Consider the following 19,829-nt stretch of genomic DNA (forward strand, 5'->3'; position numbering starts at 1 on the left):
TCCACTTTCTCTGACAATAACGACAGCCTGATGCCAAAATTACGCCTGATTGGACTAACTTTACTTGCGCTTAGCGCCACCGCCGTCTCTCATGCTGAAGAGACGCGTTACGTTTCTGATGAACTGAATACCTGGGTCCGCAGCGGTCCGGGAGATAATTATCGCCTTGTGGGTACCGTCAACGCCGGCGAGGAAGTCACGCTCTTACAGAGCGATGCCAACTATGGTCAAATCAAAGACAGTTCTGGTCGTACTGCCTGGATACCGTTAAAAGAACTGAATACCACGCCAAGCCTGCGTACCCGCGTGCCGGATCTGGAAAATCAGGTCAAAACGTTGACTGATAAACTCAACAATATTGATACCACGTGGAATCAGCGCACCGCCGATATGCAGCAGAAAGTGGCGCAAAGCGACAGCGTCATCAACGGGCTAAAAGAAGAGAACCAGAAGCTGAAAAACGAGCTGATTGTCGCGCAGAAAAAAGTTAGCGCCGCGAATCTGCAACTGGATGACAAACAGCGCACCATTATTATGCAGTGGTTTATGTATGGCGGCGGCGTATTGGGTATTGGCTTGCTGTTAGGGCTGGTGCTGCCGCATATGATCCCAAGCCGTAAACGCAAAGACCGCTGGATGAACTAAATCGCCTTCTCTGCGGCACTGTCTTATCATTAGAGGATGATCGTTTTTAAAAGGAAAGTGGCGTGAAGATTTATCTGGTCGGTGGTGCGGTTCGGGATGCGTTGTTAGGGCTACCGGTTAAAGATAAAGATTGGGTCGTTGTCGGCGCCACGCCGCAGGAGATGCTTGATGCGGGCTACCAGCAGGTAGGCCGTGATTTTCCTGTGTTTCTCCATCCGCAAACTCACGAAGAATACGCGCTGGCGCGTACTGAGCGTAAATCCGGTTCCGGCTACACGGGCTTCACCTGTTATGCCGCGCCGGACGTTACCCTGGAAGCCGATCTCCAGCGTCGCGATCTGACCATTAATGCTCTGGCGCGCGACGATGACGGCCAGATTATCGACCCTTACCACGGGCGCCGGGATCTGGAGGCGCGTCTACTGCGACATGTCTCTCCCGCGTTTGGCGAAGATCCCTTGCGCGTATTGCGCGTGGCGCGTTTTGCCGCCCGTTACGCTCATCTTAGTTTCCGTATCGCCGATGAAACACTGGCGCTAATGCGCGAAATGACCGCGGCAGGCGAGCTGGAACATCTGACGCCGGAACGGGTATGGAAAGAGACGGAAAATGCGCTTACCACCCGCAATCCGCAGGTTTACTTCCAGGTATTGCGCGACTGCGGCGCCCTGCGCGTCCTGTTTCCGGAAATCGACGCGCTGTTTGGCGTACCCGCGCCGGCAAAGTGGCATCCGGAAATTGATACCGGAGTTCATACGTTGATGACGCTGTCGATGGCCGCCATGCTCAGTCCGCAGCTTGATGTTCGTTTCGCCACGCTTTGTCATGATCTGGGCAAAGGCTTAACGCCGAAAAACCTCTGGCCGCGCCATCATGGCCACGGCCCGGCGGGCGTGAAACTGGTCGAACAGCTATGCCAGCGTTTGCGCGTCCCCAATGACCTACGTGATTTAGCTAAACTGGTCGCCGAGTACCACGATCTGATCCACACCTTTCCGATACTCCAGCCGAAAACGATCGTTAAGCTGTTTGACGCCATTGATGCATGGCGTAAACCGCAGCGCGTCGAGCAGATTGCGCTGACCAGCGAAGCCGATGTCCGTGGACGTACCGGATTTGAAGCGTCGGATTACCCGCAGGGGCGCTGGCTGCGCGAAGCCTGGCAGGTGGCCCAAGCGGTACCGACGAAAGAGGTGGTGGAGGCCGGATTTAAGGGCATTGAGATTCGCGAGGAGCTGACGAAGCGACGAATTGCAGCGGTCGCCAACTGGAAAGAGAAGCGCTGCCCGAACCCCGCCAGCTAAACGCCATCCGGCACGATAAATTGCCTGATGGCGCTGCACTTATCAGACCGACAAAACAGTTAGGCCGGACAAGGCGGTACTCCGCCATCCGGCACGGTCAATCATCAGAAGAAGACAACGTAAACGGCAGCCGCCACCACAAAGCGGTAAATCGCAAACGGAATAAACGAGATACGCTTAATCAGTTGCAGGAAGGTCTTGATAGCGATCAGCGCCACCACAAACGCCGTCACAAAGCCCACTGCGAACATCGGAATATCCGCTGCGGTCAGGAATGACCAACTTTTGTAGAGATCCAGAACCGTTGCGCCCATCATCATCGGCACAGCCAGTAAGAACGAGAACTCAGAGGCGGCGTAACGGCTGACGCCCATCAGCATCCCACCGGAAATGGTCGCTCCGGAACGCGAGAAGCCCGGCCACAGCGCCAGACACTGGAAACAACCAATCATAAACGCCTGACGATACGTCATATCATCCAGCCCCGGCGCGCGCGGTTCTTTCGGCTTCAGGCACTCGGCGGCAATCAGCAACAGACCGCCTACCACCAGCGCGTACATCACGTTAATCGGGTTAAATAGCGACTTGATCGTGTCATGAAAGACTAACCCCAGCACCACCGCCGGAATCATGCCCAGCAGGATGTGAATCAACGTTAATCGACCTTTACTTTCACCTTCACGCTGTAGCGGGCGGCCAAAGTGAATACCGATGAGACCAAACAACCGCCGCCAGAACATCACCACGACCGCCAGAATAGATCCAAGTTGAATCACCACTTCGAATGTCTTGGCCGTATCGCCTTCAAACCCCAGCAGATGACCCACAATAATCATATGGCCCGTGCTGGATACCGGCAAAAACTCCGTCAATCCTTCGACCACACCCAAAATTGCCGCTATCAGCAGCGAGTGCATATCGCTCATCAATAAACCCCTAAAATGAAAAACACTGCAAAAATGGATCTCGCGTTAAGACCCCATATATAACCGTTTGGTTTAAAAAATATAAAATTATTTATTTTTATTTCAGATTATTGCCACGCTCAATAATTACCCCTACGTTCGCCGCGCGCGCGACGGCGCCAGGCTTGCTCAGTTTGATGCGAACCCACGGAGAATTGAATCGGCTAAGCAGCAGATCCGCCACCTCTTCCGCCACGCGTTCGACCAGAGCAAAACGACCGCCTTCGACATGATTTATCACCGTGTCGGCGATATCCGCATAACTTAGACAATCTGCGACATCATCGCTTTTCGCCGACTTGCGGTTATCCCATGCCATTTCGATATCGAACACCAGTTTTTGCTCGATAGTCTGTTCCCAGTCGTAAACACCGATAGTGGTGATTACCGAAAGTTGCTCTATAAATACAATATCCATCACGACCTGCCTGCTTTTTGGCTAACCCGGATACCACTTCCGGCGAAATGTGCGTATTATCCACAGAAATAGTAAATAAAACGACACTTTCAATACGGAACAGCTTATGAGTGCAATCGCGCCTGGAATGATCCTCTTCGCGTACCTCTGCGGCTCAATTTCCAGTGCCATTCTGGTTTGCCGCATCGCCGGGCTGCCCGATCCGCGAGAAAGCGGCTCCGGCAACCCGGGCGCGACGAACGTATTACGAATCGGTGGCAAGGGAGCGGCTGTCGCGGTACTTATTTTTGACATCCTTAAAGGCATGTTGCCCGTCTGGGGCGCGTATGCGTTAGGCGTTACCCCTTTCTGGCTGGGGCTTATCGCTATCGCCGCCTGTCTGGGGCATATCTGGCCGGTCTTTTTTGGCTTTAAAGGTGGGAAAGGCGTAGCAACCGCATTTGGCGCCATTGCGCCCATCGGCTGGGATTTAACCGGCGTCATGGCTGGCACCTGGCTGCTGACGGTCCTGTTAAGCGGTTATTCATCGTTAGGGGCGATTGTCAGCGCCTTGATTGCGCCGTTTTACGTCTGGTGGTTTAAACCGCAGTTCACCTTCCCGGTATCGATGCTGTCATGTCTCATTTTGCTGCGCCATCATGACAACATCCAGCGTCTGTGGCGTCGTCAGGAGACGAAAATCTGGACGAAGCTGAAAAAGAAACGCCAGAAAGATTGAGCTGGAGCTGCGTCTGGAAGAGGGCCTCAACCGTCTGGGGCTCGGCCCACAAGGGGTGACCGGCAATAGCTCGGTAATGGGCTTACATATCGAATCCGCCGCGCGTCACCCTTCCATCATTGGCGTGGTTAGGCGCGATTTTCGGCCTGCTCTTCCTGGTGCTGCTGATCGTCACCGGGCTGTTGTGGATGCCCGTCGTTTTGCTGTAAACCCGTTGGGGCGGCATGATGTCGCCCCCTTTTTCCGCTTTTACGCCGCTGGCAGCTCGGCCAGCGGCCAGCGCGGACGTACCGTTACGCCAAGATCCGCCGTAACGCCCGCCTTAAACCGCACCATTCCGGCATAGGCGATCATCGCCCCGTTGTCAGTACAAAACTCCGGGCGCGCATAGAACACTTCGCCGCGGCGTTTTTGCATCATTTCGGCAAGCTTCGCGCGCAGCGTGCGGTTAGCGCTGACGCCGCCCGCCATGACCAGACGCTTAAAACCGGTGCTTTCCAGCGCGCGCTTGCACTTGATCATCAGCGTATCCACGACCGCATCTTCAAAAGCGCGCGCAATATCAGCGCGAGTTTGTTCGTCGTCGCCATTACTACGAATGGTGTTAGCGGCAAAGGTTTTCAGACCGGAAAAACTAAAATCCAGCCCCGGACGATCGGTCATCGGGCGCGGAAAGACAAAACGCCCCGCCGTCCCCTGCGACGCCATTTTCGACAGCATCGGGCCGCCAGGATAATCCAGCCCCAACAATTTGGCGGTTTTATCAAACGCTTCACCGGCGGCATCGTCAATCGACTCTCCCAGCAGTTCGTACTGACCGATTCCGGTCACGCTAATGAGCTGCGTATGTCCGCCGGAGACCAGCAGCGCCACAAACGGGAACTCCGGAGGGTTATCTTCCAGCATTGGCGCCAGCAGATGACCTTCCATATGGTGTACAGGAATGGCCGGCACATTCCAGGCAAATGCCAGTGAACGCCCGACGGTTGCGCCGACCAGCAGCGCGCCGACCAGGCCCGGGCCTGCGGTATAGGCCACCGCGTCGATATCGCTCGCCGTCAGACCGGCTTCTTTTAATGCCGCCTGAATCAGCGGCACGGTTTTACGCACATGATCGCGGGAAGCCAGTTCAGGCACTACGCCGCCGTAGTCAGCATGTAATTTCACCTGACTATACAATTGGTTGGCTAACAGACCCTTTTTGTCGTCGTAAATAGCGATGCCGGTTTCATCGCAGGATGTTTCAATACCCAGTACACGCATGACTTGTTTTACCTCGCTCTAATACCGCGCAGTGTAGGTCGAATGCGGGTGGATGTATACCCTCAGTCCCGACTTCGTGTATACTCCCTCCCCTTATAAAAGTCCCTTTCAAAAAAGGCCGCGGTGCTTTACAAAGCAGCAGCAATTGCAGTAAAATTCCGCACCATTTTGAAATAAGCTGGCGTTGATGCCAGCGGCAAACCGAATTAATCAAAGGTGAGAGGCACATGCCGGTAATTAAAGTACGTGAAAACGAGCCGTTCGACGTAGCTCTGCGTCGCTTCAAGCGTTCCTGCGAAAAAGCAGGTGTTCTGGCGGAAGTTCGTCGTCGTGAGTTCTATGAAAAACCGACGACCGAACGTAAGCGCGCTAAAGCTTCTGCAGTGAAACGTCACGCGAAGAAACTGGCTCGCGAAAACGCACGCCGTACTCGTCTGTACTAATCTTTTGAGAGCGGGCTGCTCTCAATTCAGATCGAGTTGTAGTTGTAAGGCCGTGCTTCCGAAAGGAATGCGCGGCTTGTTTTCGTTTATGCATTAGCATATACACAAAATCATTCATGCTGCGTCCAGGCGGCAAGAGAGCAAGTCCCCGGCGCTTACGCAAGTCAGCGACAGGGGTGAGCAAACGTAGCCAACACTACGGCAGCCTGAAGAATGACGTGTATAAAAGGGGCATATGGCTGGACGAATCCCACGCGTATTTATTAATGACCTGCTGGCGAGAACCGATATCGTCGATCTGATCGACGTGCGCGTAAAACTCAAGAAACAGGGCAAGAACTATCACGCGTGTTGTCCATTCCATAATGAGAAAACCCCTTCTTTCACCGTAAACGGTGAAAAACAGTTTTATCACTGCTTTGGATGCGGCGCGCATGGCAATGCGATCGACTTTTTGATGAATTACGACAAGCTCGAATTTGTCGAAACCGTCGAAGAATTAGCGGCCATGCATAACCTGGAAATTCCCTATGAAGCAGGCACCGGGCTTAGCCAGATAGAGCGCCATCAACGGCAAAACCTCTATCAGTTGATGAATGGTCTGAATGACTTTTATCAGCAGTCGCTTACCCATCCTGCGGCAAAACCTGCGCGTGACTATCTGCAAAAGCGCGGTCTGAGCGCTGAAATTATTCAGCGTTTCGCCATTGGCTTCGCGCCGCCAGGTTGGGATAACGCGTTAAAGCGCTTCGGTAATAACAGCGATAACAAGGCATTGTTGCTGGATGCCGGGATGCTGGTCAATAACGAGCAGGGCAGCACTTACGATCGTTTCCGTAATCGGGTCATGTTCCCTATTCGGGACAAACGCGGCAGGGTGATTGGTTTTGGCGGCCGAGTTCTGGGGAACGACACGCCGAAATACCTTAACTCTCCGGAAACGGACATTTTCCATAAAGGCCGCCAGCTATATGGTCTTTATGAGGCTCAGCAATATAGTGCTGAACCGCAACGCTTGCTTGTGGTCGAAGGTTATATGGATGTCGTCGCACTAGCGCAATACGACATTAACTATGCGGTCGCTTCGCTGGGTACCTCAACCACGGCAGACCATATGCATATGTTATTCCGGGCGACGAACAACGTGATTTGCTGTTACGACGGCGACCGGGCTGGCCGTGATGCCGCCTGGAGAGCGCTGGAAACAGCAATGCCTTATATGACCGACGGTCGGCAGGTACGCTTTATGTTTTTACCTGACGGCGAAGACCCGGATACGCTGGTGCGTAAAGAAGGCAAGGCGGCTTTTGAAGCGCGGATGGAGCAGGCGCAGCCGCTCTCTACGTTTCTGTTTAATAGCCTCCTGCCGCAGGTGGATTTAAGCTCGCCGGATGGCAGCACGCAGTTAGCCGCGCTGGCGCTGCCGCTCATTAATCAGGTGCCTGGCGACGCGCACCGTATTCAGCTGCGCCAGACGTTGGGGCTGAAGTTAGGCATTTTCGATGATAGTCAGCTTGATCGTTTAGTGCCAAAACAGGCGGAAAGCGGCGTTTCCCGCCCGGCTCCGCAGCTAAAACGCACGACCATGCGTATACTGATAGGATTACTGGTGCAAAATCCGGATCTCGCGCCGTTAGTGCCGCCCTTAGACGCGCTGGATCAGAATAAGCTGCCTGGACTTGGCTTATTTAAAGAATTGGTCAAAACTTGTTTGGCTCAGCCAGGTCTTACTACCGGACAACTTCTGGAACTCTACCGTGGCACAAATGATGCTGCGACCCTTGAAAAATTATCGATGTGGGACGATATAGCAGATAAGGCGATTGCCGAAAAGACCTTTACCGACTCACTCAACCATATGTTTGATTCGCTGCTGCAACTGCGACAAGAAGAGCTGATCGCTCGCGATCGCACTCATGGTTTAAGCAGCGAAGAACGCCGAGAGCTCTGGACGTTAAACCAGGAGCTGGCCAGAAAATGAATTTAACGGCTTAAATGCCGCATATCGATCGGGAAGCCCCCGACAGCCGCAGTGAGAGGCAGCGGCCAAAATATAAGTATGCCCTCGCTTTAAATGTCGACAGCTATACCGTCGACACCAATCAAACGAATAAGTGTGGATACCGTCTTATGGAGCAAAACCCGCAGTCACAGCTGAAACTTCTTGTCACCCGTGGTAAGGAGCAAGGCTATCTGACCTATGCTGAGGTCAATGACCATCTGCCGGAAGATATCGTCGATTCAGATCAAATTGAAGATATCATCCAAATGATCAACGACATGGGTATTCAGGTAATGGAAGAAGCGCCTGATGCCGATGATCTGCTGCTGGCTGAAAATACCACCAGCACCGATGAAGATGCGGAAGAAGCTGCTGCACAAGTTCTGTCCAGTGTTGAGTCTGAAATCGGTCGTACGACTGACCCGGTACGCATGTATATGCGTGAAATGGGCACTGTTGAACTGTTGACCCGGGAAGGCGAAATCGACATCGCTAAACGTATCGAAGACGGGATCAACCAGGTTCAATGCTCCGTTGCCGAATACCCGGAAGCCATTACCTATCTGCTGGAACAGTACGATCGCGTTGAGGCTGAAGAGGCTCGTTTGTCCGATCTTATCACCGGCTTTGTCGATCCGAACGCGGAAGAAGAGATGGCGCCGACCGCAACTCACGTCGGTTCTGAACTCTCCCAGGAAGACCTGGATGATGACGAAGACGAAGATGAAGAAGACGGCGACGATGACGCCGCCGATGACGACAACAGCATTGACCCTGAACTGGCACGCGAAAAATTCGCTGAACTGCGCGCGCAATACGTCGTTACGCGCGACACCATCAAAGCGAAAGGCCGCAGCCATGCTGCCGCGCAGGAAGAGATTCTGAAGCTGTCTGAAGTGTTCAAACAGTTCCGTCTGGTACCGAAGCAATTCGACTATCTGGTCAACAGTATGCGCGTGATGATGGATCGCGTGCGTACCCAGGAACGTCTGATCATGAAGCTCTGCGTCGAGCAGTGCAAAATGCCGAAGAAGAACTTTATCACGCTGTTTACCGGTAATGAAACCAGCGAAACCTGGTTCAATGCCGCTATCGCGATGAACAAACCGTGGTCGGAAAAACTGCACGATGTCGCGGAAGAAGTGCAACGCTGCCTGCAAAAACTGCGGCAGATTGAAGAAGAGACCGGTCTGACCATCGAACAGGTGAAAGACATCAACCGTCGCATGTCCATCGGGGAAGCGAAAGCCCGCCGTGCGAAGAAAGAGATGGTTGAAGCGAACTTGCGTCTGGTTATTTCTATCGCTAAGAAATACACCAACCGTGGCTTGCAATTCCTTGATCTGATTCAGGAAGGCAACATCGGTCTGATGAAAGCGGTAGATAAGTTCGAATACCGTCGCGGCTACAAATTCTCCACCTATGCAACCTGGTGGATCCGTCAGGCGATCACCCGTTCTATCGCCGATCAGGCGCGCACCATCCGTATTCCGGTGCATATGATTGAGACCATCAACAAGCTCAACCGTATTTCTCGCCAGATGCTGCAAGAGATGGGCCGCGAGCCAACGCCGGAAGAGCTGGCTGAACGGATGCTGATGCCGGAAGATAAAATTCGTAAGGTGCTGAAGATTGCCAAAGAGCCAATCTCCATGGAAACGCCGATCGGCGACGATGAAGATTCGCATCTGGGTGATTTCATCGAGGATACCACCCTCGAGCTGCCGCTGGACTCTGCCACTACCGAGAGCCTGCGTGCCGCCACTCACGACGTTTTGGCTGGCCTGACCGCTCGTGAAGCGAAAGTGCTGCGTATGCGTTTCGGTATCGATATGAACACCGACCACACGCTGGAAGAAGTGGGTAAACAGTTCGATGTTACCCGCGAACGTATCCGTCAGATCGAAGCGAAGGCGCTGCGTAAACTGCGCCACCCGAGCCGTTCTGAAGTGCTGCGCAGCTTCCTCGACGATTAATTCGCCGCACACGTATAAACGCCGCCGCAAGGCGGCGTTTTTTTATCAGGCCATGCGCAAGCGCCCTATTTGGCCTGCAGAATTTCTACACAGCGCGAGTATTCGCGCCCTCATTCCCCATTGCTATAGCCCACGCATAATGAGCGCTTGATCCAGTTCGCGATAGGCCTCGACCAGTTTTTCCGTTTTAATTCGGTTTAAGCCACTGGGATTCGGCAACACCCACACCATCGTCGCGCCAATGGCGATCTTTTGTTTACCCCAGGCGATACCGCGCTGGCTGAATCCCTGTTCAAAAGCCTGTTTACCAAGCACCGCCAGCGCCGCGGGCTGGTAGTCCTCTATTTTTTCAATCAGGTTTCGTCCGCCGCTACGTAATTCATGCAACTTCACCTCAGTCGCTTGTACCGTCGGTCGGTCGACGAGTTTCGTTACCCCGCAGCGAAAATCCAGTAATTTTTCCGCCTCTTCCGGTTTCAACTGTCGATCGGTGAAACCGGCCAAATGAATAACTTTCCAAAAACGATTCGCGGGATGCGCAAACGGAAAGCCGGTATTCGCCGAGGAGAGTCCCGGATTGATGCCGCAAAAAACCACCCGTAGCCCTGGCGCCAGTATGTCCTTAACCATTATTACTCCTGAGCAATACAACGTTCTTTAAGTATAACGGGTTGAAAACACATTGTTTATAAAAACAGCACCCGCACGGTTACGGCTGGATTACAGCGTAAAGTTACATTATAATCCACCGCCACGGCCCCTTAGCTCAGTGGTTAGAGCAGGCGACTCATAATCGCTTGGTCGCTGGTTCAAGTCCAGCAGGGGCCACCAAATTTTAGCTTTAAAATCATATAATTAAGCCACTCTAAAGAGTGGCTTTTTTGTTACCTCATTTTCGAGTGGCGATAAAATGGCGGTGGATTTTTTACCGCCACTTTACTGAGGGCATAAAAAACCCGCACGCGGCGGGCATTTAGCGAAAATTTATCAGAGCCACAATGGTCGCTGACCACCAACAGTCGGGTGCGGCGGTGCCGGGTCGATGGATCCCGGAGTAACAATAAAGCGTTCTATCGTTTCCATTGTCATAAACGTACAACTGCAGTTGATATTCTGGCACTGGTGGTAGCGCTCTTTCGTATTTTCGGTTAGATAGCGGCTTGTTCGCGCATGTGCGGCATGATGGCACTTCGGACAATGAAACATAACCCACCTCTTATTCTCAATTCGTGAACCAATAATAATCACTAATTCACTTTTTGTGAATACATTTTACTCACCATCCGATTCCGCACTGTACTCCACATCAGAGAGTTTAACCTCAAGCTCTAAGCCCGTCGTGAAGCCACTATTATTCATATTGTGAGTCACCTTACTGATTAACCAAGATTGCTCGTCTATGACGCGCTTAAAGCCTGACACGCGCACTGGTGTCTCAGGGAATAAATCAGCCCTACCAAGCGCCAGCGTAATTGAAAACTCCGCAACGCCTCGCTGCAGCTTATCCCACTTAGCCTGAGCGGCGCGCATCGCCTGCGCTCTGGAAGCGTAGACCGTCGTCAGTGCCAGCACGTTATCGGCCTCACCGACCATATACTCACCTTCGCGAGCCTCCGGCTCTTTTCTGGACTTCGTCTTTTTGCTAACCGGCTTTGCTTTCGGGTGTTCCAGTGCGCGAAGGTGCTTCTCTTTTGGCTGGCGTTTCAGCGTCACTTTCTGTTTTTGCGGCTTCGGGTCTTTGGTGTACAACCATTTAGCTGTTACACCGGTATAAGCTCCGCGGTCGGCAATGGCAAACTGATGACGGTCGCCGTCACTGCGGGTCAGCGTCATTTGTGGAATGGGCTTACCGCTGGCCGTCAGCGCACTACCGGCTTTCAGAAACAGTAGTTTTCCCGCTTTAACCGATACAGTCGCTCCGTTTCGGTCAGCCAGCCGGGTAAGAAATACCGCGTCGGATTCCTGCGACTGGTCGATATGCGGTACCGGGATTTGTTTCAGCGAATCCGCGACGCTGGCCGTCAGTTTGTTACGCTTTGCAATGGTGCTGACCAGCTCACCGAGGGTGGTATCGTGCCATGATTCTTCACGTCGTGAATTGAGCGTTCCGCGAAAGTCTGCGCTACGCGCCCGGATGGTCAGGGTATCAGGCGCGCCCCGGTGCTCAATCTCATCGACCGTAAAATCGCCTTTATTCAGTAGCGCCGAACCCTGCCAGCCAAGCCACAGCGTCAGCACCGCCCCGCGCAGGGGTAACTCGACTTTGCCGTCGGTGTCGTCGAGCTCAATGTCGAGCTGGTCAGCCTCAAACCCCCGGTTGTCGGTCATGGTGAGAGAAATCAGCCGGTCACTAAAATTGCTGGTAATGTCCTGGCTGTTCAGCGTTAGCATAAATGCCGGTGCAAGACTGGCACCGGCGTCAATGGTCATGCCCGTAATCATGTGGTCAGACCTCCGAGCGCACCCTGCAGCTTATCGGTCAGATTACCGGCAGAGCCGAGAAGCTCGCTCGCCTGTTTATTCAGATCGCCAAACATTGCCGTCAGTGATTCATCGACCCGTTTTAGCGAAAGCGTGAAATCAATCTTTCTTGCCGCGCCATCGCTGAAAAACTCGGCGTGCGTGGTCGACACCTTATCGATGATATACATCCCGAGGATTTTGCCAGTCCCCTCAATCAGCGGCCACGCCCTGCCCTCATCGGCCATCAGTTCCACAGCCAGCAGGGATATATGACCGCCGGTAATGGCAGGGTAAAGTGTACCGGCAAGCTGTATTGAGGTTTCCCCCTCGCCGAGAAACTGATATGCAGGCGGTTTACCGACCCGGTCATTAGACGCCCAGCGGTAATCTTTCGAATGCTGCATTGACTGATAAGGCAGAGTACGGAGTTCAAAAACAAACATTCCCAGCGCAAGCATCATCGTTTTATCCTTCCTCAGAAATCGTGGGTCATACTGGCACGCTGGCGCGCACGTTTATCGCGTTCAATCTGTTCGAGCGTGTCGCGTAACTGGCGGTCAAGCTGATGCCCCGGCGCAACACCACCCGGCAGGGTGATGTTGTATTCGCTTTTGCTCTGGTCAATGTAAGAGCGCCCCGCCGGTGCGGTAACGGGCTGATAAGCCTGATAGCCGCCATATGTGCTGGTTGCCGGGATGTAGGAATTACCCTGCATGGCGGCGTTGGTTCTGGCGGCGGTCTGGTCGATGTTGCCTGACTCTTTGTTGATAATGCCGAGCTTTTCGAGAAGCCAGTCGACACCGCTGCGCAGCTTGTTAAAAACATTGAGCGGAGCCATCAAGGCCGAAGCCAGTGCCTGACCAAATATAACGCCGACATTTTTGCAGCTATCGAGCGTCTCCTGTGTGGCCTTCACCGGTGCAATCAGGTCTTTAAACCATTGCCAGACTCCGCGCAGCTTCTCACCGAGTCCGTCAAAAATGGGTGCCAGTGGCGCAAATATTTCCCCGACCGGAGCAAAAGCACTCATGATGCCCTCAATGACCCCCGAGAAAAATGCGCTGATGGGCTCCCAATATTTGCGGATGAGTAGCGCCCCGGCCACAATCGCCGCACCGACGGCCACAATCGGCCAGGTAATCGCACCGAGTGCGGTCACAATGGCACTACCAGCAACAGTAAAGACCGTACCCAACACGCCAGCAGCGGCGATAATGGCGTTAATCCCCATGACAACCGGCCACGCAACGAGACCAATGCCGCCGATGATACCAATCAGAGCAAGTGCGCCACCGGCAATAATGCCGATGGTCTGAGCCAGTCCTTTATTCTTCTGGATCCAGCCGTCGAGCTTTAACACATATTTCGTGGCCGTTTGCGTGAGTTTACGCAGTGAGCCCTCTTGCTGGTCAAAAAGGTCGGTACCGACAGCCTCATAAGCCGACTGGAACTCTTTAAAGTCGCCGCCGAGGTTATCCTGCATAACCTTAACCAGTTCCTCGGTTTTACCGTCCGAGGCTTTAAACGCGGCAGTGAGCCGGTCAAGTTTGCCGCTTGAGGCTGCCTCCATTAGCACCGCCGCCGCCGAGCTGGCCTCCTCGCCGAAAATGGTTTTCATGTACTCGCCGCGCTGGCTTGTCCCGAGGTTGTTTTTCTCAAAGCTGCGCTGCATTTCTTTCAGGATGGAGAATATCGGGCGCGTGTTCCCCTTGCTGTCGGACGTTTTGACGCCGAGTTCCTTAATGGCCTCAAACGCTTTTCCGGTGGGAGCCTGCAGGCGGCTGAGAATGGCGCGGCTACCCGTGCCCGCCATTGACCCGGTGATTTTGGCGTCGTGCAACGCACCGACCATTGCAGCGGTTTGCTCGATGCTCACCCCGGCATTTTTCGCCACCGGCGCGGCATAGGTCAGCGCGTCGCTCAGTCCGTCAAAATCGGCGGCGGTTTTGTTCATCGTCATCGAGAGAACGTCGCCAATGTGAGCAATCTTGTCGTTTGAAAGTTGAAACGCTGATTTCATCCCGGTCAGCAGCGCAGCGTTTTCCTCCATTGAGCGCCGGTTTGACAGCGCCATATTCAGCGTGACTGGCGTCGCTGCCTGAATGGCAGCAGCGTCACCGCCGCTTTTCGCAATGATGATTTGCGCGCTCGCTGCATCATCTGCAGAGGCTGCAGTATTATCGCCGAGCTGGCGCGCCTGTTTGCGCAGCGCCTGCATTTCTGGCGACTGCTTTTCGACCCCGAGCACAGCCTGCAGCTCGGAATTTTTCTGCGCAAAGTCATAACCGGGCATCAGTAATTTAACCCCGGCCATCGTTCCCGCCGTCGCAATACCGACCCCGGCAGCACCTGCAGCAGCCATGTTACCGGCAAGCTCTTTACCTGATTTATATCGTTCTTTCACCCGGCTTAATTTCGCCTGCTGCGCACTGATGCGCGCTAGTGCCTCACGCTGTCGGTTAAGCTGCACCGTCGTTTCGCTGATGGAGGTTTTGAGCCGACGCTCATCGGCAGACAGGGTGCGGGTATTGATACCGGCCTGCATCAGCTCGGAGCGCTGGCGCTGTACCGATGTTCTCAGGCTGTTATATTTCGTCTGCAGCTCAGAGGCGGCACGTTTTGCCGCTTCGAGCGCCTGCGCCTGCGCGCGGGTCGGACTGGTGGTGTTTTTAAACTGCACAGCCAGTTCACCGGCTTCGCGCTTTGCCTTGTCAAGCGCCTGACCAGTTACGGCCAGTTGCGCGCTTGCCTTACGAAAGCCGTCGATTTTCGACGCCTGACCATTCAGGTCGCGCAGACCCTTTTGTGTGTTGCGAATATCACCCGACAGGGTTTTACTCGCGGTCTGGATGGATTTAAGCGGTCGGGTCGCCTTGTCGACCGCTTTCAGCAATACCTCAAGCCTCAGGTTATTACTCATTGTGGTTTCCGCTACGCTGCAGCGCCTTTTCGCGCCATGTGATGAGCTCGGTCAGGCTCAGGGAACAGAGTTCTGATGGCGGCCAGTGGAATATCACTGCGATATCCGCCATCAGGTCATCAGTCGACAGGTCTGGCGGGAAGTCTATTCCGCCGAAGCCGGTGACAAAAAACCAATCACCTTAGCGGCCAGCGACAACATATCGGGCAGGTTCATCGCGGTAAGCTCCTGCGCGGTGAGCGCGGGGTAGGTCATGCGGGGCAGTACCTTAATCAGGGCGTCGACTTCGGACTGCGCCACCGCCGCCAGACTGACGCCGCGCAGGGTACCGGCGTTCGGCTCAATCAGGGTGACTTTATCAATCGTCTGACCGGCGCGCTTAATCGGTTTGTCCAGGGTCACGACGTTCGGGTTTACGGTGTCAGTTTCATTGCCAGCCGTATCAATAAATTCAGCGGTTTTACGTGGTGCTTTTGCCATGATGTTTTTCTCTGTTCTGAATGGGGTTAATAACCGGCCAGCAGTGCTGACCGATCAGGGAATTACAGCCCGATTGCGCGGCGGTGCTGCTCCAGACGGTCGACGCCGTTCACCTTCTCGACCATGTTGACGGTGTCGATTTCGATGACGTCGCTGCCATCAATCGTGAGGCGGTAGTAGGTGCAGACAGCCGACAGTTTGGTCGAGGTGTTTTCACCCTGCTTATTCTCGCCGCCGTCGATTTCTTTATGACGGCCACGCATGACCACCTCGACCGCCACGATTTCGCCGGTGTCGTCGCGCTGGTAAGAACCAGCAAAACGCAGCGGCACAGCATCAGCGCCCGGGGCGGCGTACTGCGCCCACAGAGCCACATCAGGCAGGCCGCCGACAGACCATTCGACGGTTAATGCATCGTCGTCGAGGCCGAGGTCAATCGCTGCCGCGCCATTCATACCGCCGCCGCGATAGTTTTCGAGCTTGCGGGTCAGCTTCGGCAACGTTACGGATTCAACAACACCCATGTAGCTGAGGCCATCGTTGAACATATTCAGGTATTTGAGTTTACGGGGTAGTGCCATGTTGTTTCAGGCTCCTTAGCTGTTGACCGATTCGGCCAGATTCACCAGATATTTATCGGTGATACGCTGGCGCATGGTCAGGCTCTCCAGTGGCGGAACCGGCGTATAGTCGTAGTCGATATACAGTTTCCCGGCTTTCAGGGTCTCCTTGTCGTTCGATTCCTCGTCGAACCAGCATTCACCGTCCACGATGTAGCCGTTTGTTTTCAGCTCGCGGAATTTGGCATTGATGCCGTCAACAATGTCACGAATGAGCGTGGCGGTAATGGGCTTATCGACCGCCCACATGTGCGCTTCAGCCATCGTGTCGGCCAGTACCTGCGCGGTGCGGGTGTAGTTCTCAAACAGAAAAAGCGGGTCATCTGAGCAGGTGCGGTTACCCCAGAAACGGAAACCGTCCTTGCGTACCAGCGTTGTAACCCCGGCCTCGTTGAGAAGGTCAGCATCGGTGCCGGATGCCTGCAAATCCCAGAACACTGAGGCGCTGATGCCGGTAACTCCCTGTACACCAACGTTAGACAGGGTTTTGTGCCAGCCGACAGTCTGGTCGATGTAAGCACGCAGGCCGAGTGCACGCGCAGTGGCGTAAGCCTTTGCGGTGGTATTTTTGACGGTGTCCCATGCGAGGAAATCAGGCCAGATAACCATCAGCTCGCGCTGGCTGAAATTTTTACGATATTCCATCGCTTCGGAAATAGTCTTACATCCCCACGCGCTGACGTAAGCAAATGCACGTAACTTAATGGCAGCCGACGCAAGCGCGACCGCGACCTCTTTAGTATCCAGTCCCGGCACCCCAAGAATACGCGGCTTGACGCCGGTGTCGGCCTGAGCGGTCAGGAGAGCCTTGATACCGGTGTATTTACCGTTCTCATCCGTACCTCCGATAATGTTGGAAACAGTCTGTGCGAGCGCAGCTTCCTCGTCATCGCCGGTTCCATCCTCAACACGTACAACAACAGTGACGGGTTTTGACTGGTCTGCGATGGCCTGCAGTGATGCAGCCAGCGTGCCTTTTTTACCGGCTTTCGCAATGGCGCTTTGCACATTGGTAATCAGTACCGGTTCATTGAGGGGAAATAGCGTGGCATCTGCATCGCTGGCTGTACAAACCATGCCGACGACCGCAGTCGCTACTGTGGAAATAACACGCGTACCGTCATTAATTTCGATGACCTGCGTGCCGTGGTGAAAATCACTCATCCGGTTAACTCCGTGGTTAAGGGGTGAGTATATTTTCAGGTCAGTACACAAGAGGGGGCTATTTGTACCGGCTGTCAGGTTGATGGCACAACGACAGGAAAAAGAAAAGGCGGGTAATAAACCCACCTGAATATTTAGCGTGGTATATCCGGCCAGTCAGGCGCAGATGTATCCACCCTGTTTACCAGTACCCTGTATTTTTTCCACTCGTTGAGCTGCGCTCTCTCTTCACTCGTAGCGATATCAAGCTCAACTGCATCCTGTAATGGCGCTATTTTCGTCAAAGCCATTTGCAGAAGGTTGTTTTTTGTCCCTTCCGCTTCAATAAGTCGTGCTGCAGCTTCCGCAACTTCATCTTTCACCCATGCCTTACCATCCCATTTCTGGTATTGACTCTCTGGCGAAACTGATGTGACATTTTCAGGCAACGGCCCGGGTTCGGAGATATAAACCTGATTACCGGTTGTTGTGTCATAAACCGTTTCACCTCTGTGGTCTTCATGCAGAGTCCACGTCTGTGTTTCAGCATCAAATATCGCAATATGGCTGGTCGGAATTTCAGGAGGGGCGACATCAGTACAATTAGCCGGTAATCCAGTGTGCGGCGGGATATACGCATCGCCCGCACCAATAAATTCGTTAGTATCTGAACGCAGATTGAAAATTTTAATTGTCTGCGCTTTGCTGCTCATTTTAAAAGTCATTATGCCAGCCTCACTATGTAGTTAAATGCAATGTTTCTAACCGTGGTTTCCGCATTACCATCTGCGTCCACTATAACGACGTGTCCGTGTGGACCGATGTATACGGAGTGTTCGTGCGGGCCAATCCATGTGGTATGTGCGTGATCGCCATTCCAGCTTGTTAACTGATTATTTCCGTCACGCTGAACGCGAGTTTTTCCACCGATTGAGTCACCACCATATAGTCCGCCAGCCGAATGGTTATGACCGCCTGTTGTATCGGAACTCTTCGTGCCGTAATCAAAGGATGAGGTAGCTTTCGCCCCTAAGTCGGTATCCTGCGCCCTGGCGCTGTGACTGTGCGATTTGTTACCGTCCAGTTCTTGCGACAGCACTGCACGTCCACTGACAGGCTTACCTTTGATTGTCCAGCCTCGCATGTCCGGAATAGTGCCGGATGGATATGCTATTGCCAGTAAGGGATAAACGTTCTTATCAAATGCCTGCCCCTGCATCAGGGCATAACCGGCAGGGATAGTGTCAGATGGCCACGGAAGGGGAACACCGGGCGGACACGACATCATGGGACGCCAGGTAAAACCGGAACCATTGGTTGCGTCCCAGCGCGCGCCAATCCAGGTGTTACCAATTGAGTCTGTTATCAGAACGGCGCAGCCGTCTACGCAATCGCGTTTGGCAATCACTTCCAGGAAAACATAATCGTTTACCGGCAATATTGTTGCCGGAGCTTTATTGCTGGCAAACCGGCGTGCGCCAGACGGCAGGCTGCTCAAATCATCGGCGGAGCTTACCCACATAACGGGCTGAGCACCAAGACCGATCTGGGTGTCGTCAATGGCTTTTTTGGTGGTGATAATGCGGGCGTCGTCACCTGCGGCTACAGTGTCTGGTGTGGTGCCGACATTGAGTGTAGCGCTGTTACCAAGCTGGAGGGACTGACGGGCCTGCTGGATGTTTGTCAGGTCAGCGAGGTTGCGTTCTTTGGCAAGGCGCTTGTTGGCGTTGTCCATCGCAATTTTGACCGCTTTTGGCGTGGCAGCCTGATTTTCATCATTACTGTCGGTTACACTACTTAGTTGTACAATCCCTTTACGCGTTGTGGTGGCGTCCTGAGCCGTATATTTCGCGTCAGCAAGATCATATGCTGCCTTAACAGCTTTCGGCGTCGCTGCGAGCGTTTCAGACTCGCTGTCAGTCGCGTTACTGAGCTGAGTAAACCCTTTTTCTTTAAGAGTGGCATCAGGATGACGACGGGATTTTTCATGTTCGGCGAGCCTGTCGTCGACATAATCCTGCGTCGCCATCACCATCGTTGAGTCAATGGACAGCGCCACAGACTCGACACTGCTGACAATGATGACCATGCGGCATGTCTGCGCACGCCCTGAGCCCTCAGCCAGTTCTGGCTTGTAGCTTTCGGCCATATTGGCAACAGCAATCAGCGTCCCTTCATCGTCGTAAAGGCCAAGCTCACGCATCCAGAAGCCGCCCACCTCCGGCGGAATAACCAGCTCGGCCACAATGTAATTACTGTACCGGTTGTCCTGGCTGATTTTATTCAGAGTGTGACGCCAGACCTCATTAACAAGCTGCGTCTGACCGGCATCAGGATCCGGCAGCTTTCCGCCGCCGTCACCAACAGCCATAACGTTAAGATTTATTTTCTTACCGCCCGGCATGGTGGCCGCAGCAAGCTTAGCGGCTCCGGCAGTGGTGATAACGGTTTTAAATTTCGTGCTCATTA

General features: G+C 53.7%; 20 protein-coding genes, 1 tRNA gene and 3 pseudogenes. 8 read left to right on the plus strand and 16 right to left on the minus strand.

All coding sequences use genetic code 11. The features are described 5' to 3' along the window. Nucleotides 1-30: 30 nt before the first annotated feature. Nucleotides 31-645, plus strand: coding sequence for a TIGR04211 family SH3 domain-containing protein (locus ACLJRS_RS10050; protein WP_001125344.1), 615 nt, complete (start codon nt 31-33; stop codon nt 643-645). Between the two features lie 62 nt (nt 646-707). After that, on the plus strand, nt 708-1,949 hold the full coding sequence (locus ACLJRS_RS10055; protein ID WP_000708447.1) for a multifunctional CCA addition/repair protein: 1,242 nt from the start codon (nt 708-710) through the stop codon (nt 1,947-1,949). 104 nt (nt 1,950-2,053) lie between these two features. Here the strand turns inward: ACLJRS_RS10055 and bacA are convergent, their stop codons facing one another. After that, a complete protein-coding gene (bacA, locus tag ACLJRS_RS10060; RefSeq protein WP_001281933.1) occupies nt 2,054-2,875 on the minus strand; it encodes an undecaprenyl-diphosphate phosphatase in 822 nt (273 codons plus the stop codon). A gap of 97 nt (nt 2,876-2,972) precedes the next feature. Beyond that, entirely contained in the window at nt 2,973-3,332 is a 360-nt protein-coding gene (gene folB, locus ACLJRS_RS10065; protein WP_000355776.1) for a bifunctional dihydroneopterin aldolase/7,8-dihydroneopterin epimerase, read from the minus strand. 106 nt (nt 3,333-3,438) lie between these two features. Here folB and plsY point away from each other — a divergent pair, with 106 nt between their 5' ends. Together plsY and ACLJRS_RS10075 are read left to right on the plus strand one after the other, a co-directional pair. Further along, on the plus strand, nt 3,439-4,050 hold the full coding sequence (gene plsY / locus ACLJRS_RS10070; protein WP_001272784.1) for a glycerol-3-phosphate 1-O-acyltransferase PlsY: 612 nt from the start codon (nt 3,439-3,441) through the stop codon (nt 4,048-4,050). Further along, nucleotides 4,034-4,177, plus strand: a pseudogene (locus ACLJRS_RS10075) (fumarate hydratase); the annotation flags it as partial. The gene plsY and the pseudogene ACLJRS_RS10075, both read left to right, overlap by 17 nt. On the opposite strand, the gene ACLJRS_RS10080 reads toward ACLJRS_RS10075, so the two are convergent. Then, complete coding sequence (locus tag ACLJRS_RS10080; protein WP_157782687.1) at nt 4,133-4,276, minus strand: hypothetical protein; 144 nt, start codon at nt 4,274-4,276, stop codon at nt 4,133-4,135. The pseudogene ACLJRS_RS10075 and the gene ACLJRS_RS10080 sit on opposite strands and share 45 nt — an antisense overlap. Nucleotides 4,277-4,299: 23 nt before the next feature. Beyond that, nucleotides 4,300-5,313 carry a tRNA (adenosine(37)-N6)-threonylcarbamoyltransferase complex transferase subunit TsaD gene (tsaD, locus tag ACLJRS_RS10085; RefSeq protein WP_001264391.1) on the minus strand — a complete coding sequence of 338 codons (1,014 nt, stop codon included), beginning with the start codon at nt 5,311-5,313 and terminating at the stop codon, nt 4,300-4,302. 227 nt (nt 5,314-5,540) lie between these two features. On the opposite strand from tsaD, the gene rpsU reads away from it, so the two are divergent. The 3 genes from rpsU (at nt 5,541) to rpoD (ending at nt 9,734) form a co-directional block, all read left to right on the plus strand. Next, a complete protein-coding gene (rpsU, locus tag ACLJRS_RS10090; RefSeq protein WP_001144069.1) occupies nt 5,541-5,756 on the plus strand; it encodes a 30S ribosomal protein S21 in 216 nt (71 codons plus the stop codon). 235 nt (nt 5,757-5,991) lie between these two features. Beyond that, the gene (gene dnaG, locus ACLJRS_RS10095; protein ID WP_000918865.1) at nt 5,992-7,737 is read left to right on the plus strand and encodes a DNA primase; all 1,746 of its coding nucleotides are present in this window, start codon (nt 5,992-5,994) and stop codon (nt 7,735-7,737) included. A 14-nt stretch (nt 7,738-7,751) separates the two neighbouring features. Then, a complete protein-coding gene (gene rpoD / locus ACLJRS_RS10100) occupies nt 7,752-9,734 on the plus strand; it encodes an RNA polymerase sigma factor RpoD (protein WP_001120159.1) in 1,983 nt (660 codons plus the stop codon). 123 nt (nt 9,735-9,857) lie between these two features. On the opposite strand, the gene mug is transcribed toward rpoD, so the two are convergent. Further along, entirely contained in the window at nt 9,858-10,364 is a 507-nt protein-coding gene (gene mug, locus ACLJRS_RS10105; RefSeq protein ID WP_000237776.1) for a G/U mismatch-specific DNA glycosylase, read from the minus strand. A 125-nt stretch (nt 10,365-10,489) separates the two neighbouring features. Here mug and ACLJRS_RS10110 point away from each other — a divergent pair. After that, nucleotides 10,490-10,565: transfer RNA gene (locus ACLJRS_RS10110), tRNA-Ile, on the plus strand. 156 nt (nt 10,566-10,721) lie between these two features. Here the strand turns inward: ACLJRS_RS10110 and ACLJRS_RS10115 are convergent. The 11 genes and pseudogenes from ACLJRS_RS10115 to ACLJRS_RS10165 form a co-directional block, all read right to left on the minus strand. After that, entirely contained in the window at nt 10,722-10,940 is a 219-nt protein-coding gene (locus tag ACLJRS_RS10115) for a DNA-binding transcriptional regulator (RefSeq protein WP_000468307.1), read from the minus strand. A gap of 66 nt (nt 10,941-11,006) precedes the next feature. Then, complete coding sequence (locus ACLJRS_RS10120; RefSeq protein WP_410957791.1) at nt 11,007-12,176, minus strand: phage late control D family protein; 1,170 nt, start codon at nt 12,174-12,176, stop codon at nt 11,007-11,009. Further along, the gene (locus ACLJRS_RS10125; RefSeq protein WP_000978862.1) at nt 12,173-12,658 is read right to left on the minus strand and encodes a phage tail protein; all 486 of its coding nucleotides are present in this window, start codon (nt 12,656-12,658) and stop codon (nt 12,173-12,175) included. Before ACLJRS_RS10125 ends, ACLJRS_RS10120 begins: the two co-directional genes overlap by 4 nt. Nucleotides 12,659-12,672: 14 nt before the next feature. After that, a complete protein-coding gene (locus ACLJRS_RS10130) occupies nt 12,673-15,117 on the minus strand; it encodes a phage tail tape measure protein (protein WP_410957792.1) in 2,445 nt (814 codons plus the stop codon). Next, the gene (locus tag ACLJRS_RS10135) at nt 15,110-15,247 is read right to left on the minus strand and encodes a GpE family phage tail protein (RefSeq protein ID WP_010835837.1); all 138 of its coding nucleotides are present in this window, start codon (nt 15,245-15,247) and stop codon (nt 15,110-15,112) included. The genes ACLJRS_RS10130 and ACLJRS_RS10135 overlap by 8 nt, the downstream gene beginning before the upstream one ends. 14 nt (nt 15,248-15,261) lie before the next feature. Next, nucleotides 15,262-15,597, minus strand: a complete 336-nt coding sequence (locus ACLJRS_RS10140) for a phage tail assembly protein (RefSeq protein WP_001029727.1) — start codon at nt 15,595-15,597, stop codon at nt 15,262-15,264. Between the two features lie 62 nt (nt 15,598-15,659). Further along, the gene (locus ACLJRS_RS10145) at nt 15,660-16,178 is read right to left on the minus strand and encodes a phage major tail tube protein (protein ID WP_410957793.1); all 519 of its coding nucleotides are present in this window, start codon (nt 16,176-16,178) and stop codon (nt 15,660-15,662) included. 15 nt (nt 16,179-16,193) lie between these two features. Beyond that, entirely contained in the window at nt 16,194-17,381 is a 1,188-nt protein-coding gene (locus ACLJRS_RS10150) for a phage tail sheath protein (RefSeq protein WP_410957794.1), read from the minus strand. A 134-nt stretch (nt 17,382-17,515) separates the two neighbouring features. Then, the gene (locus tag ACLJRS_RS10155; RefSeq protein WP_023171841.1) at nt 17,516-18,085 is read right to left on the minus strand and encodes a tail fiber assembly protein; all 570 of its coding nucleotides are present in this window, start codon (nt 18,083-18,085) and stop codon (nt 17,516-17,518) included. After that, nucleotides 18,085-19,326: pseudogene (locus ACLJRS_RS10160) on the minus strand (phage tail protein); the annotation flags it as partial. The pseudogene ACLJRS_RS10160 and the gene ACLJRS_RS10155, both read right to left, overlap by 1 nt. A gap of 108 nt (nt 19,327-19,434) precedes the next feature. Further along, a pseudogene (locus ACLJRS_RS10165) lies at nt 19,435-19,827 on the minus strand (phage tail protein); the annotation flags it as partial. Nucleotides 19,828-19,829 lie beyond the last annotated feature (2 nt).

The sequence above is a fragment of the Salmonella sp. SAL00670 genome, from assembly GCF_046552235.1.
In the GTDB taxonomy this organism is placed as follows: domain Bacteria; phylum Pseudomonadota; class Gammaproteobacteria; order Enterobacterales; family Enterobacteriaceae; genus Salmonella; species Salmonella enterica.